The organism is Winogradskyella aurantia (genome assembly GCF_002266855.1).
GTDB classification, from domain to species: Bacteria; Bacteroidota; Bacteroidia; order Flavobacteriales; family Flavobacteriaceae; genus Winogradskyella; species Winogradskyella aurantia.
In genome coordinates, this window is record NZ_NGJN01000008.1 from 108,656 (window position 1) to 124,009 (window position 15,354).

14 protein-coding genes are annotated in these 15,354 nt (G+C 37.5%); 12 read left to right on the forward strand and 2 right to left on the reverse strand.

The annotated features are described in order from the left end of the window. The first annotated feature begins 111 nt into the window (after positions 1–111). The 5 genes from CA834_RS13715 (at position 112) to CA834_RS14720 (ending at position 4,827) form a co-directional block, all read left to right on the forward strand. On the forward strand, positions 112–1,266 hold the full coding sequence (locus CA834_RS13715; RefSeq protein WP_094969289.1) for a 5-(carboxyamino)imidazole ribonucleotide synthase: 1,155 nt from the start codon (positions 112–114) through the stop codon (positions 1,264–1,266). A 3-nt stretch (positions 1,267–1,269) separates the two neighbouring features. Continuing rightward, the gene (gene purE / locus CA834_RS13720) at positions 1,270–1,749 is read left to right on the forward strand and encodes a 5-(carboxyamino)imidazole ribonucleotide mutase (RefSeq protein ID WP_094969290.1); all 480 of its coding nucleotides are present in this window, start codon (positions 1,270–1,272) and stop codon (positions 1,747–1,749) included. Positions 1,750–1,931: 182 nt separating this feature from the next. After that, complete coding sequence (locus CA834_RS13725) at positions 1,932–3,962, forward strand: M3 family metallopeptidase (protein ID WP_094969291.1); 2,031 nt, start codon at positions 1,932–1,934, stop codon at positions 3,960–3,962. A gap of 52 nt (positions 3,963–4,014) precedes the next feature. Further along, positions 4,015–4,572: a sigma-70 family RNA polymerase sigma factor gene (locus tag CA834_RS13730; protein WP_094969292.1), complete on the forward strand. Its 558-nt coding sequence runs from the start codon at positions 4,015–4,017 to the stop codon at positions 4,570–4,572. A gap of 3 nt (positions 4,573–4,575) precedes the next feature. Continuing rightward, a complete protein-coding gene (locus CA834_RS14720) occupies positions 4,576–4,827 on the forward strand; it encodes a hypothetical protein (protein ID WP_094969293.1) in 252 nt (83 codons plus the stop codon). Here the strand turns inward: CA834_RS14720 and CA834_RS13740 are convergent. Continuing rightward, a complete protein-coding gene (locus CA834_RS13740; protein WP_094969294.1) occupies positions 4,810–5,643 on the reverse strand; it encodes a UbiA prenyltransferase family protein in 834 nt (277 codons plus the stop codon). The genes CA834_RS14720 and CA834_RS13740 overlap by 18 nt on opposite strands. Positions 5,644–5,766: 123 nt before the next feature. Here CA834_RS13740 and gcvP point away from each other — a divergent pair, with 123 nt between their 5' ends. The 5 genes from gcvP (at position 5,767) to CA834_RS13765 (ending at position 12,070) form a co-directional block, all read left to right on the forward strand. After that, positions 5,767–8,616: an aminomethyl-transferring glycine dehydrogenase gene (gene gcvP, locus CA834_RS13745; protein ID WP_094969295.1), complete on the forward strand. Its 2,850-nt coding sequence runs from the start codon at positions 5,767–5,769 to the stop codon at positions 8,614–8,616. A 172-nt stretch (positions 8,617–8,788) separates the two neighbouring features. Continuing rightward, complete coding sequence (locus CA834_RS13750) at positions 8,789–9,847, forward strand: 3-oxoacyl-ACP synthase III family protein (RefSeq protein ID WP_094969296.1); 1,059 nt, start codon at positions 8,789–8,791, stop codon at positions 9,845–9,847. A gap of 2 nt (positions 9,848–9,849) precedes the next feature. Further along, positions 9,850–10,638 carry a pyrroline-5-carboxylate reductase gene (gene proC, locus CA834_RS13755; RefSeq protein ID WP_094969297.1) on the forward strand — a complete coding sequence of 263 codons (789 nt, stop codon included), beginning with the start codon at positions 9,850–9,852 and terminating at the stop codon, positions 10,636–10,638. 3 nt (positions 10,639–10,641) lie between these two features. Then, positions 10,642–11,172: a methyltransferase gene (locus CA834_RS13760; protein WP_094969298.1), complete on the forward strand. Its 531-nt coding sequence runs from the start codon at positions 10,642–10,644 to the stop codon at positions 11,170–11,172. A gap of 49 nt (positions 11,173–11,221) precedes the next feature. Further along, on the forward strand, positions 11,222–12,070 hold the full coding sequence (locus CA834_RS13765; RefSeq protein WP_094969299.1) for a glycosyltransferase family 2 protein: 849 nt from the start codon (positions 11,222–11,224) through the stop codon (positions 12,068–12,070). Here CA834_RS13765 and pafA read toward each other — a convergent pair. Beyond that, positions 12,067–13,734 carry an alkaline phosphatase PafA gene (gene pafA / locus CA834_RS13770; RefSeq protein ID WP_094969300.1) on the reverse strand — a complete coding sequence of 556 codons (1,668 nt, stop codon included), beginning with the start codon at positions 13,732–13,734 and terminating at the stop codon, positions 12,067–12,069. The genes CA834_RS13765 and pafA overlap by 4 nt on opposite strands. A gap of 112 nt (positions 13,735–13,846) precedes the next feature. Between pafA and CA834_RS13775 the strand changes: the two genes are divergently transcribed. Continuing rightward, entirely contained in the window at positions 13,847–14,584 is a 738-nt protein-coding gene (locus CA834_RS13775) for an MlaE family ABC transporter permease (RefSeq protein WP_094969301.1), read from the forward strand. Further along, positions 14,584–15,351, forward strand: coding sequence for an ABC transporter ATP-binding protein (locus CA834_RS13780; protein WP_094969302.1), 768 nt, complete (start codon positions 14,584–14,586; stop codon positions 15,349–15,351). Before CA834_RS13775 ends, CA834_RS13780 begins: the two co-directional genes overlap by 1 nt. The last annotated feature ends 3 nt before the right edge of the window (positions 15,352–15,354 follow it).

Consider the following 15,354-nt stretch of genomic DNA (forward strand, 5'->3'; position numbering starts at 1 on the left):
TATGGCCACATTGTATCCACGATTTTAAACACACTTCTATTATTTACCTTATTTTTGTATGTATTTTCAAAAAAATGTTTAATTAAGTTCCCGTGTTTATGGGAAAGGAGTATGAACTATTTTTCTTCTAATTTTAAACTTGGTATTCTCGGTGGTGGACAACTTGGTAAAATGATGTTATATCACACCCGAAAGTATGATATTTACACCTGTGTTATAGACCCCAGTAAAGATGCTCCTGCTCGGTTAGCCTGTGACGAATTTAGGGTGGGTGATTTACTCGATTACGATACGGTACTTGACTTTGGAAAACATGTGGATGTCTTAACCATTGAAATTGAAAATGTTAATATCGATGCTTTAGAAACACTCGAGGATGAGGGCATTAAAGTATTTCCCTCAGCTAAAACCCTCAGGTCTATTCAAAATAAGGCGCAACAAAAACTGTTCTATCGCGACCATAATATACCAACCGCTGATTTTTCAAGATTTGCCTATACCTCAGAAATTGAGGAAGCTGTTGAAAATGGTGGTTTAAGTTATCCCTTTGTGTGGAAAAGTGCTCGTTTCGGATATGATGGGATGGGCGTAAAAATCGTTAAGCGTTATACCGACCTTATAGATTTGCCCAATGTAGAATGTATAGCTGAAAAACTTATACCATTTAAAAATGAATTGGCGGTTATTGTAGCGCGAAACAGAAATGGAGATTTAAAAACCTATCCTGTAGTTGAGATGGAATTCCATCCAGAGGCCAACCAAGTAGAATATGTGATTTGTCCAGCGAGAATAACCACTGAAGTCGCCAAAAAAGCAGAACTGATTGCCTTAAAAGCGGCATCAGCATTTAAACATGTTGGCTTACTCGCTGTTGAAATGTTTCAGACAGAAAACGATGAAATTCTTGTAAACGAGGTTGCCCCAAGGCCTCACAATTCTGGACATTATAGTATAGAAGCGAGTTATACGGACCAATTTGAACAACACCTTAGAGCCATCTTAAATTTACCACTTGGCAAAACCGAGAACAAAGTAGCTGGCGTTATGGTTAATTTAGTCGGTGCCGAAAACCACGAAGGCAATGTCGTTTATAAGAATATTGAAAAAATTATGGCAATGGATGGTGTGACGCCTCATATTTATGGAAAAAAACAAACGCGACCATTTCGAAAAATGGGCCATGTTACCATTGTTAATGCGGATATTAGTGAAGCTAGAAAAATTGCAGAAAAAGTAAAACGAACAATAGAAGTAATTAGTGATTAAATTATGAGTAAAGTTGGTGTTATAATGGGAAGCAAAAGCGATTTGCCTGTAATGCAAGACGCGATTGATATATTAAAAGGATTTGATATTGAGGTAGAAGTGGATATAGTATCTGCACATCGTACACCGGACAAATTATATGACTACGGTAAAAATGCACATGGCCGCGGTATAAAGGTCATCATAGCTGGCGCTGGAGGTGCTGCTCACCTGCCCGGAATGATTGCATCCCTATCGCCTCTGCCCGTAATTGGCGTGCCTGTTAAAAGTAGTAATTCTATTGATGGCTGGGATTCAGTTTTGTCTATTTTACAAATGCCTGGAGGTGTTCCTGTAGCGACCGTTGCTCTTAATGGTGCGAAAAATGCTGGGATTTTGGCCGCCCAAATCCTCGGTAGCTCTGACCAATGTATTCTCGATAAAATCGTGGTGTATAAAAAAGGACTAGAAGCAAAGGTTAATGAGTCAGCTCAAGACCTTTAAAAGCCCTGACCGAAGTCAAGGCTTAAAGCTATTAATCAACCTTATCCACACGATATTTGTGCTTTTAAAGATGCACAAAGGTAACTAAAATAGGACCACTTTCTGAGTTTTTAAATTCATAAAAATCCGTTAAAATTCAGAATATCAGTAATGTATGTAAGAAATTTATGACCAATAAAATCATGACCATTCTAAATAAACCTTTTGAAACGCCCTATAATTCGGCGCCTTTCAGTCAAATAAAAAATGAAACGTTTTTACCCGCCTTTCAAAATGCAATAGCTAAAGCCAAACTTGAAATTGACGCTATTGCATCCAATAACGAGGCTCCAACTTTTAAAAATACCATTGAAGCCCTTGATTATGCAGGTGAAGAATTAGATAGAATTTCAAGTATATTCTTTAATCTCAATTCCGCCGAAACCAATGACGCCATACAAAAAATTGCGCAAGAAGTATCACCTTTATTATCAGAGTTTAGCAACGATATCACCTTAAATGAAGCCTTGTTTAAACGCGTTAAAGCAGTCTACGATTCTAGGGCTACTTTACAATTGAGCACGGAACAAGAGACCTTACTTGATAAAAAATATAAAAGTTTCTCTAGAAATGGGGCCAACTTACCTGAGGATAAAAAGAAAACGCTTCGTGCTATTGATAAAGAATTGAGTCAACTAAAATTGAAGTTTGGCGAGCATGTCTTAGCCGAAACCAATAAATTTGAAATGCACCTCACTGAGGAGTCTGATGTGGAAGGACTACCAGAAGGGGCTAAAGAAGCTGCAAAACATCTCGCTGAAAGCAAAGGTAAAACTGGTTGGATTATTAGTCTTGACTACCCCAGTTACATTCCGTTTATGACCTATGCAGATAACAGAATCCACAGAGAAAATTTATCAAAGGCCTTTGGAAGTAAATGTTTTAAAAAAGACTCCTTAGATAATCAAGATATTGTAAAACGAATTGCCCAGTTGCGATTTGAGCGCGCTCAGCTATTGGGTTATAAAACCCACGCCCATTTTGTTTTGGAACAGCGAATGGCCGAAACACCAGAAAAGGTTACGGATTTTTTAAATGACCTGTTAGAAAAGGCGAAGCCTGCAGCGCTAAAAGAATTTGATAACCTCAACGCCTTTGCCAATGAGTTAGATGGCATTGACCAACTTCAAAAATGGGATTCGGCGTATTATTCCGAAAAACTGAAGCAAAAATTATTCAGCTTAGACGATGAACAATTAAAACCTTATTTCAAACTAGAAAATGTCATAAACGGTGCCTTCACAGTTGCTGAGAAGTTATTTGGACTAAGATTTGAAGAAATACATTCTATTGATAAATACCACAAAGAGGTGTCCACCTTTAAAGTTGTAGATGCGGATAACGCCTTGGTTGCTATTTTTTATGCTGACTTTTTTCCGAGAGCTGGCAAGCGTGATGGTGCATGGATGACCTCCTTTAAACCACAATATATTAAAAACGGCACTAATGAGCGACCCCATATTTCCATAGTCTGTAATTTTACCAAACCAACGGAAACAAAACCTTCACTATTAACTTTTAATGAAGTTACAACACTGTTCCATGAATTCGGCCATGCTTTGCACGGCATGTTAGCGAATACGACCTATCCTAGTTTATCCGGAACTAACGTCTACTGGGACTTCGTTGAATTACCAAGTCAGATTTTAGAGAACTGGTGCTATGAGGAAGAAACCCTAAAACTATTTGCTAAGCATTATGAAACGGGTGAGGTGATTCCAATTGCTTTAGTTGAAAAAATAAAGGCCTCTGCAAACTTTTTAGAAGGAATGAAAACCTTAAGGCAATTGAGCTTTGGGCTACTAGACATGGCCTGGCATGGTATAGACCCAAGACCTTATAATGATGTTAAGGCCCATGAGCTAGAGGCTTTCGGTGACACTAGTCTATATCCAGATATCGAAGAAAATTGCATGAGTACATCCTTTGCCCATATTTTTCAGGGCGGTTACTCTTCGGGCTATTATAGTTATAAGTGGGCTGAAGTTTTGGATGCTGATGCATTCGAGTACTTTAAACAAGAAGGTATTTTCAATAAAACGGTGGCCGATAAATTTAAGACTTATGTGTTATCTCAGGGTGGCACTGAAAATCCAATGACCTTATATAAAAAATTTAGGGGCCAAGAACCAAAGCCAGATGCCTTATTGAGACGTGCAGGCTTGTTAAAATAGACTACAGAATGTCGTTTATTTAATCTATTTTTGAAAAAGGAAGGACATTAAAATGCCAAAGCATCAACTAGACCCTAATACTTGGATACAGTTATATTCAGACTACCTCTTTAATTACACAATTTCTCGTGTCAACGACAAGGAAGTTGCTAAAGATTTGGTCTCTGAAACCTTCTTGGCCGCACTTAAGTCTATGAAAAACTTTAAGGGCGAAGCAAGTGAACGCACTTGGTTAACCTCTATATTAAAACGCAAAGTAATAGACCATTACCGCAAAATAAATTCCAAAAAAGGCAAAGCTGAAGTACGTATGGCCTTAAATGATAATCTTGAAAATGACGGAGGTGATTGGCTTGAAGAACGCGTTGCAGACCCTTTCGATAAAACTGCTGAAGATAAATTAGAAAATTCTGAATTGAAAGATGCTATATTTAATTGTCTTGGTAAACTTCCTGAAAAACAAGCAGAGGTATTTAAGATGAAGACAATCTTAGGATACGAAACAGAAACGATTTGTAATGAATTGGACATCACTGCGTCTAATCTTTGGGTGCTTATTCATAGGGCAAGAACATCCCTAGCTAGTTGCCTAGAAAAAAATTGGTTTTAATTTATGGGGTTATTTAACATAAAATGTAATCAGGCTGGACACATATGCGATAAGAGCCAATACGACGAGGCCAAATTTTGGGAGATCCTCAAACTTAAGATTCATCATCTCTATTGTGAGGTGTGCAGAAAGCATTCCAAGCGCAATGCAACATTGACCCAACTTGTCAAATCCTCTAAAATCGAGATACTAGACCAACAAACCAAAGAAGATATTCAACGTCAATTCCAAAAAGAATTAGCCAAGCATCAATAAAACTATAAGCCACAGTATAGGAAGACCCTCTACCCAAAATGCGCTGTAGTATTTCGATTGACTTTTATTAGAAAACACCAACAGCACAAGCGTGATTGCTGTTATCAGCACGATGGAGATTACATCAATTCTAGACAGGTTTTTTTTCAAAAATTCTAACATTAAAAACACCATTAACATAAAAACACCTATAATCTTCGTATTTCTTACACCTATTTTCTGAGGTATTGTGGCCAGCCTTAAATTATCATAATTTAAATCCCTAATCTCAAAAGGGAGCATTAATACCAAAACGAATAAAAAGCGCTGAACCATAGTTGTCACAATATTTGAATCGATTGCAACTGAGGCATTCATTACAGGTATGAGAACTGTAGCCATTGTCCAAACCAGGGCAATTACATAAATTTTGATACCACTTATTTCTCTCAAATTTCTATGATCGTCAAATAATAGTCTTTTAGGTATTAAAGGAATAGCATAAAGAAAAGTAATTATGCCCAAAACACCTATTAAAACAAAGGTTTGACTCTGTAGTCTAGCCAAGTAAAATAACATAGCACCCAAAGCCACTAAAGATAAAAATTGAATAGCCCCAAGCGAGGTGGCTAACTTTCGATGATGAAATTTTACAAAACCAAAATACTTCACAAAATTATAAGCCACAATAGTCGCAAAAAACACAAAATACAAGCTGTTTTCATCATAGGATAAATTAAACCGAATAAGGGTAATCCGCGTAAGCGCATAAACTGCTATTGCTACATGTATACTGCTATTGATATAAAAATTAAATAAGCCTTTCAAATACTTCACTTGGTAAAAGTAATTAAAGTGTTAATAAGAGCCGGTTTCGGTTAAAAACTTTAGTATTCCTTAACGAAATAAAATAGGTAAATGCGTATTTTTGCACTTTAAAAAATTAAGCGAATAAAAGGAATGGATACAACCTCTTTTGCATTAAGACACATTGGCCCACGTCGGGAAGAACAAAAAGCCATGCTCAACACCATTGGTGTTACTAGTATAGAACAATTGGTATCTGAAACTGTACCTTCTGAAATCCGTCTGAAAAAAGACTTAGACTTAGATGAGGCCATGAGTGAGCAAGAGTATTTAGAGCACATTTATGAACTGTCCCAGCTTAATAAAGTCTTTAAAACCTACATTGGACTGGGATATCATCCTACAAACTTACCCGCGGTAATCCAACGTAACATCTTGGAAAATCCGGGTTGGTATACGGCTTATACACCTTACCAGGCAGAAATAGCCCAGGGAAGACTTGAGGCTCTTTTAAATTTTCAGACCATGGTTATTGACCTAACTGGGATGGAAATTTCCAATGCGTCATTACTTGATGAAAGTACTGCGGCTGCGGAAGCCATGGCGTTGTTATTTGCTGTAAGAGAGCGTGATCAGAAGAAAGATGGCGTCAATAAATTCTTCGTTTCAGATACAATTTTACCACAAACGCTATCACTATTAGAAACACGAGCTACGCCTATAGGCATTGAATTAGTTATTGGTAATGAGACAGAGTTTGACTATTCTAACAAGTACTTCGGAGCTCTTTTGCAGTACCCGGGAAAAGATGGCCAGATTACAGATATTAAAACCTTTATAGAAAAAGCAAATGCTGCTCAAATTAAAGTGGCAGTAGCAGCCGATATTTTAAGCTTAATTAAACTAGAAGCACCAGGTAAATTTGGAGCCGATATCGTTGTTGGCACCACCCAACGTTTTGGGATTCCAATGGGTTACGGCGGGCCACATGCAGCTTATTTTGCTACAAAAGAAGCCTATAAGCGTTTCCTACCTGGACGCATCATCGGTGTTACACGAGATATGAATGGCAACCGTGCGCTGCGTATGGCTTTGCAAACACGCGAGCAACACATCAAGCGCGACAAGGCCACATCCAATATTTGCACAGCGCAAGTATTATTAGCTGTAATGGCTGGAATGTATGCTGTCTATCACGGTCCTAAAGGTCTCGAGTTTATTGCTAATAAAGTGACTAATTCTGCAGCTACACTAGCTGAGGCCCTAGAAAGTTTAGGTATCCCACAAATAAATACCCATTACTTTGATACCCTTCAATTAAAGGCAAATGCCGCAAATGTGCGCTCAGTTGCAGAAGCCCACAAGATAAATTTTTACTATCCAGATGCTGAGACAGTAACTATTTCCTTAAATGAGACTACTTCCATTTCAGATTTAAATGATATCATCTCCATTTTTGAAGAGGTTACAGGAAAAACAACCGATAAAATCACATCGCTTTTAAATGAGAACACCATTCCTGGAGCTTTAAAACGCCAAACAGACTTCTTAACGTTTGATGTTTTTAATTCCTACCATTCCGAAACGGAATTAATGCGATATATCAAGCGACTAGAGCGAAAAGATTTAGCCCTGAATCATTCAATGATTTCCTTAGGCTCATGTACAATGAAATTAAATGCCGCTTCTGAAATGTTGCCACTAAGCTGGAATAGCTGGGGCAATATGCATCCATTTGTACCCATTGCGCAAGCAAAAGGTTATACAACCATGCTAAAGGCATTAGAAAAACAGTTAACGGAAATTACAGGATTTGCTGGTACTTCGCTGCAGCCTAACTCTGGCGCACAAGGCGAATTTGCCGGATTGATGGTTATTAGAGCCTATCATCATTCTAGAGGTGATGACCATAGAAATATTTGTTTGATCCCCTCCTCTGCACATGGCACTAACCCAGCAAGTGCGGTAATGGCTGGTATGAAAGTCGTAGTTACTAAAGCCTCAGAAGACGGCAATATTGATGTTGACGATTTGCGAGCTAAAGCAGAATTGCACAAGGACAACTTAGCTGCTTTAATGATTACTTATCCGTCTACACATGGCGTTTATGAATCAGCAATTAAAGAGATTACGCAAATCATCCATGACAATGGCGGACAAGTTTACATGGATGGTGCAAATATGAACGCACAAGTAGGTTTAACAAACCCAGGAAATATTGGTGCAGACGTTTGCCATCTTAATTTACATAAAACATTTGCAATACCTCATGGTGGTGGTGGCCCAGGCGTAGGTCCAATTTGCGTTGCCAAACAATTGGTCCCCTTCCTACCAGGAAACCCTATTATAGAAACCGGTGGCAATCAAGCTATAACGTCGATATCAGCAGCACCCTTTGGTTCTTCTTTAGCATGTATTATTTCGTACGGTTACATAAAGATGTTGGGTGCTAAAGGCTTAAAGCAAGCAACTGAAGTAGCCATATTAAATGCCAATTATATTAAAGAACGTCTAGAAGGTCACTACAAAACGCTATATACTGGAGAACACGGTAGAGCTGCACATGAGATGATCATAGACTGTCGCTCATTTAAGTCACACGGTATTGAAGTGGTTGATATAGCAAAGCGCCTAATGGACTATGGGTTTCATGCACCAACCGTATCATTCCCTGTGGCTGGCACCATGATGATAGAACCAACAGAAAGCGAAAGCAAAGCTGAAATGGATCGTTTTTGTGATGCTATGATTGCTATCCGTCAAGAAATTGATGCAGTTTCTGCGGACGACCCTAATAGTACTCTGAAAAATGCACCACATACGTTGGATATGTTGACCTCAGACGAATGGTTATTCCCTTATTCAAGGGAAAAGGCTGCATTCCCATTAGACTATGTTAGAGACAACAAATTTTGGCCCACCGTAAGACGGGTTGACGAAGCCTACGGGGACAGAAATCTTATTTGTAGTTGTGCGCCAATTGAAGATTATATTGAAGCATAGCCAAATAATTTTAAATAAAAAAAGCGTTCAAATAGAACGCTTTTTTTACAATATTGATAGCTTTTTTAGAGTATTCTAAGAATTTTTTAAAAATCTGATTTTTATGCAGTCAAAAAACATAAAAAATCAGATTATTAGTTAGTTTAGTAAATCAAATTTAACAAAATAAGGTATGGCCATTCGAATTACAGGAACGGGAAGTTATATCCCAAAGTCTATCGAGAAGAATGAAGATTTTTACCAACACGAATTTTTAAATGCTGATGGTTCGTCAATAAACAATCCCAATGAAGTTATTGTAGAAAAATTCGAATCCATTACGGGCATATTTGAACGCCGTTACGCAGACAAGCAATTGGTATCTTCTGATTTGGGATTTCTCGCCGCTCAAAAAGCCATTGACGATGCTAAAATTGACCCAGAAAGTATTGACTACATCATCTGTGCCCATAATTTTGGTGATGTTAGATACAACACTGTTCAAAGTGATATTTTGCCTTGTTTAGCTTCTCGAATAAAACATCGATTACGTATAAAAAACCCTAAATGTGTGGCTTATGATATACTATTTGGATGTCCTGGTTGGATTGAGGGTGTTATTCAGGCGCAAGCATTTATTAAAGCCGGAATGGCCAAACGTTGTCTTGTGATTGGAACAGAAACCTTATCACGCGTCGTGGACAAACACGATAGAGATTCCATGATTTATTCTGATGGTGCTGGTGCTAGCATTATTGAGCTTAGTGATGAAGAAGGTGGCATTCTTGCTCATGAGTCGGCTTCTTTCACTTATGATGAAGCTTACTATCTGTACTTTGGAAGCTCAAACAATAAGGATTTATCTCCGGATACGCGTTATATAAAAATGCACGGACGTAAAATTTATGAGTTTGCCCTAACGAATGTAGCACAAGCCATGAAGGATTGCCTAGAGGAAAGTGGTATAGATATATCTGAAGTTAAAAAAGTGCTTATTCACCAAGCAAACGAAAAAATGGATGAAGCCATTGTAAAACGTTTTTATAAATTATTCAATGCGGAAGCACCTAAAGATGTTATGCCTATGAGCATCCATAAATTAGGGAATAGCTCAGTGGCAACCGTACCAACCTTATTTGATCTCATTAGAAATGGCAAACTAGGAGATCAGAAAATTAACAAAGGAGATGCTATCATTTTTGCTTCAGTAGGTGCGGGCATGCATATTAATGCCATAGTTTATAAATACTAAAAATGAATGGTAAAATAGCAATAATCGGCGGGGGCAATCTAGGTCAAGCTATAGCCTCGGGACTATTGTCAGACGGCCATAAACCAGAAAATCTTACCATTACGCGTCATCATACTCACCTCCTTTCAAGTTTTGAATCACAAGGAGTTGGCATTACCGCTGATAATAAAAAAGCTGTTACATCCGCAGATATTATCATTATAGCTGTAAAACCTTACAAGATGGAAAGTGTCTTGAAAGATATTGCTTCAGAAATCACCAATAATCACTTAGTAATTTCTGTGGTAAGTGATTTCAAGATTGAGGCTATTTTGTCGCAATTAACAAATAAACCGGCGGTTTTTCGAGCTATGCCTAACACCGCGGCATCCGTAAATGAATCAATGACTTGCATAGCTTCATCTAATGCTTCAGAAAAAGATACCAAATCAGTAGTTGAAATTTTTGATGCCCTTGGTAAAACAATCTCAATAGATGAGCAACTCATGGACGCTGCAACTGTGCTCGGAGCTTGTGGAATTGCCTTTGTCCTAAGGTTTATTCGGGGTATGATTCAAGGTGGTATTGAAATTGGTTTTGATGCCAAAACAGCAACGGCTATAGCAACCCAAACCGTAAGAGGCGCTAGTGAATTACTCATAGAACACAAAAATCATCCAGAGGCAGAAATTGATAAGGTAACAACACCAAAAGGTTGTACTATTGCTGGCCTAAATGAAATGGAGCATTGTGGTTTTTCTTCAGCCTTAATAAAGGGAATTAAAACATCCTATAACAACATTGAGGCTTAATCTATGTACGAGAAAAGCTATCCAAATAAACGATTCAAACATACGCTGGATTTTCTAAAATCTCATGTTGATCTTTCTGAAACCATTTTAGATTTGGGTGTAGAAAATCCATTTTCAGAGATTATGGAATCGGAAGGTTTTACGGTAGAGAATACCAAAGGTGAAGACCTTGATTTAGATACATCAAGTATTGGGAAGTCTTCTGCTAATGTCGTTACAGCCTTCGAAATATTTGAACATCTATTATCGCCATTTACCGTTTTACAGGCGATACAGGCTAACAAACTTGTTGCCAGCGTACCTCTTAAATTATGGTTTGCACCAGCTTATAGAAGCAAAACCGATAAATGGGACAGACACTACCATGAGTTTGAAGATTGGCAATTTGATTGGCTGCTTGACAAAGCAGGATGGTCTATTAAGGCACGAAAGAAATGGACAAACCCAGTGAATAAAATTGGACTTAGACCATTCTTAAGATTGTTTACCAATCGTTATTATATTGTTTACGCCGAAAGAAAATCCAATTCCTAAATTCCAAAATCCCATAGTGTTTCCGTAGCTTTGGGTTTTACGTTTAAATTTGAAATTTTACATTGTCATACCAGCTCATAATGAAGAGGACTCTATAGCACTGACTCTAGACTCTTTGGTAAAGCAAACATTACAACCAAAACAGGTCGTTGTCGTCAACGATAATTCCAGCGATGCTACTCCGGACATTGTAAGGTCATTTTGCGATAAATATTCGTGGTTGTCCCTCGTTAATACGAGCTCATCAGACGAGCATCTTCCGGGATCTAAAATCATTAATGCGTTTTATAAGGGTTATGATACATTGGACGACAACTATGACGTGATCTGTAAGTTTGATGCAGACCTTATTTTTCCGGAGCACTATTTAGAACAATTAGCAGTTCACTTTAAGGCTTCTACCACTGTTGGCATTTCCTCTGGTTTTTGCTATATCAATAAGAACGACCACTGGATACTCGAAGATTTAACCCGAAAAGACCATGTTAGGGGTGCCTTAAAAGCGTATAGAAAACAATGCTTTCTCGATATAGGTAAACTAAAGCCGAGTATGGGCTGGGATACTGTTGACGAACTATTGGCCAGATATCATGGGTGGCAAATAAAAACTGATGAATCCTTACATGTCAAACACTTAAAGCCTACCGGGCAATCTTACAATAAAGCGTCTAAATATCTGCAAGGCGAATCCATGTATAAAATGCGTTATGGTTTTTTGTTAACCTTATTGTCAGCCTTAAAACTTTCTTATAAAAAAAGAAGTTTCAGTCTGTTTCAAGACTATATTTCCGGGTATTTTAAGGCTAAATCAAATAAGGCAGACTATTTAGTCAGCATAGATGAAGGCCAATTCATACGGCAGTTCAGATGGAAAGGAATATTCAACATCCTTGGTTAATCCAATACTATTCCCAATGGCTGCCCAATAGCGCCGTTAGGAAAACTAATACCTAATAAAGCTGATATGGTAGGTGCAATATCAGTAATTTCAGTTTTCCGTAACGTTTCTCCCTGCTTAATACCTTTTCCAAAAAATAATAACGGTACATGTGTATCATAGTTTGAACCACTACCATGTGTTGACCCTGTTCTACTATAGGCTATATGGGCCACATCATTAACAATAATGACATCTCCGGAACGTTTCTGGTTAAATCCGCTCTGTAATAAAGCCTCTATACCAGTCGTAAAATTGGTACTGTTCATTGCAGTGGCCGTATAGACCTTAGCTATATTGGGATATGAAATTTGCTCATCAACAATAGCTTGTTCTACCTCGTGCAAGTTTAGACCAAGTTCTTTTAATTTTACCTTATTCAAAAACACTTGATCGTTACTAACATTTTCTACAATCTCCGTAGTCCCATAACTTTCCGTTAGAAAGGATTGAAACTTTTGCTTTCTAGTATTGTAGTCCAAATAACCTGCTGGAATTTTTACCGAACTTAAATAGGAAGGTACATTAACTGCACCATGGTCTGCCGTTAAAAAAACAGTATATTCATCCTTACCAACGCTTTTATCGAGAAACAGAAAAAACCGCTCAAGATCTTTATCTAGCCTAATATAGGTGTCTTCAACCTCTTTAGAATTCACTCCAAAATTATGACCCACATAATCCGTTGAAGAAAAACTGAGCGCAAGTACATCGGTTTCGTTATCTTGTCCTAGGACTTCTCCTTTAACCGCAGCTATCGCAAAATCTACAGTTAAACTATTTCCATAAGCAGTAGCCTTTAAAATATCAAAATCACCATTTTCAGATTTCAAAGCTTCTAAATCGTATGGAAATGTTGCAGTTTCTTTTCCTTTAAAACCACGTTCAAAATCATTTAAGTCATTGCCACTCTCAGTATAAGATTGTATGGGTTTATAGGTATCCCAAACTTTAAAATAAGACTCTGCTGCATCAGACGTATTAAAATCTTTAACCCATTGTGGTAAATCATTTTTATAAAATGTACTGCTGATCCAAACACCTTCATCCTTTCCGTGAAACCAATAGGCTGCGTTTGCGGTATGACCCGCAGGTAGAATTGCCCCTCTATCCTTTATGGCAATACCTATAGTCTTTCCTCTCATTTGAGTGAACAATCTATTCTCATCAGCAAAACTCGTTGTTAGCATCCTATGTGGCGACATTTGTCCCACAGAACTCGATGTACCTACTGACTGTACTGAATTATCTTCCGCGCAATACACTGTTTGTTTAACTTCTTTATCGTACCAATTGTTTGAGATAATACCGTGATATTTGGGTGTAGTTCCAGTATAAACCGAAGCATGACCAGGACCGGTATAGGTTGGCACATAATTGAAGTGATTGTTTTTACAATTAAATCCCTCATTAATCATACGCTTAAATCCGCCATCACCAAATTTGGTATAGAAACGTGTTAAATAATCATACCGCATTTGGTCTACAACGATACCCACAACCAATTTGGGTTTAAATACTTGCTTATCCTTAGCCTCAGATTTATAGGTGTTTTCAGCATTATTTTGTGAAAAGGACACCAAAATCACAAAAAAACAGGTAACTGTTAAAAACGATTTTTTCATTCCAATCTTGAATTTTAATCTTCTTCAAAAATAAGACTTTTGGGATATCTTAAATTAAATTAATATTAATAAACTCATCATTTTTCATACTTTAGCAGTATTAAAGTCTTCTATGAAATACCTTCATAATATTGGCACTTATTTTATTATGATTAAGAATATGTTTCGCAAACCTACCAAATGGTCTGTGATGAAAATCTTAATTTTAAAGGATATCGATGATCTCATCATTGGGTCATTAGGTATTGTAGCCTTTATTTCCTTTTTTGTTGGAGGGGTTGTCGCCATTCAAACGTCTTTGAATATTAGTAACCCTCTAATCCCGAAATATCTAGTAGGATTTGCAACTCGGCAATCTATTATTTTAGAGTTTGCACCCACATTTATCTCCATTATTATGGCTGGTAAGGTTGGGTCTTTCATAACCTCAAGTATTGGTACCATGCGGGTTACAGAGCAGATAGATGCTTTGGAAGTTATGGGAATAAATGCGATTAACTATTTGGTGTTTCCCAAGTTTATAGCATTGACTCTCTATCCTTTTATTATATCCATAGCCATGTTTTTGGGAATTTTAGGCGGTTTAGCAGCTTGTGTCTACGGTGGTTATGGCACTTATGAAGATTATATTGAGGGTGTTCAAGTAGATTTTATACCATTTCATATGGCCTATGCTTTTATAAAAACGATGGCATTTGCTTTTCTTTTGGCTACCATTCCATCCTATTATGGATACTTTATGAAAGGAGGCGCACTCGAAGTTGGGAAGGCTAGTACAACATCATTTGTATGGACTAGTGTCATTATAATTTTGGTAAATTACTTATTAACGAGTTTATTGTTAGGCTAATGATAGAGGTGAAAGACTTACACAAATCATTTGGTGATGCTCATATTCTAAAAGGCATTAGCACCTCTTTTGATACGGGAAAAACGAACCTAATTATAGGTCAAAGTGGCTCTGGTAAAACGGTATTTTTAAAATGTCTGTTAGGCCTTTACGATTTTGAGCAAGGTGAAATCACCTATGATGGGAAAGTTTTGAGTAAAATGAGCGTGGATGAAAAGCGCTTATTGAGGGCTGAAATAGGAATGGTTTTTCAAGGTAGTGCTTTATTCGATTCTATGACCATAGCGGAGAATATTATGTTCCCTTTGCAAATGTTCACTAAACAAAGTAAAAGTGAGATGGAAGACCGGGTAAATATTGTTTTGAACCGTGTTAACCTAACGGATGCCCATAATAAAATGCCAAGTGAAGCTTCTGGAGGTATGCAAAAGCGCGTTGCTATTGCACGAGCCATAGTGAATAATCCAAGGTACTTATTCTGTGATGAGCCAAACTCAGGTTTAGATCCCAAAACAGCTATTGTCATTGATAACCTCATCCGAGAAATTACAGAAGAATTTCAAATTACTACGGTCATAAATTCCCACGACATGAACTCGGTCATGGAAATTGGTGAAAAAATTGTGTTCCTGAAAGACGGCTTTAAAGAATGGGAAGGTTCAAAGGATACAATTTTTAAGACAGACAACGAAGCGGTGACCAATTTTGTGTACTCTTCAGAATTATTTAAAAAGGTCCGACGTATGTATATTGAGGAAAATGAATAAATT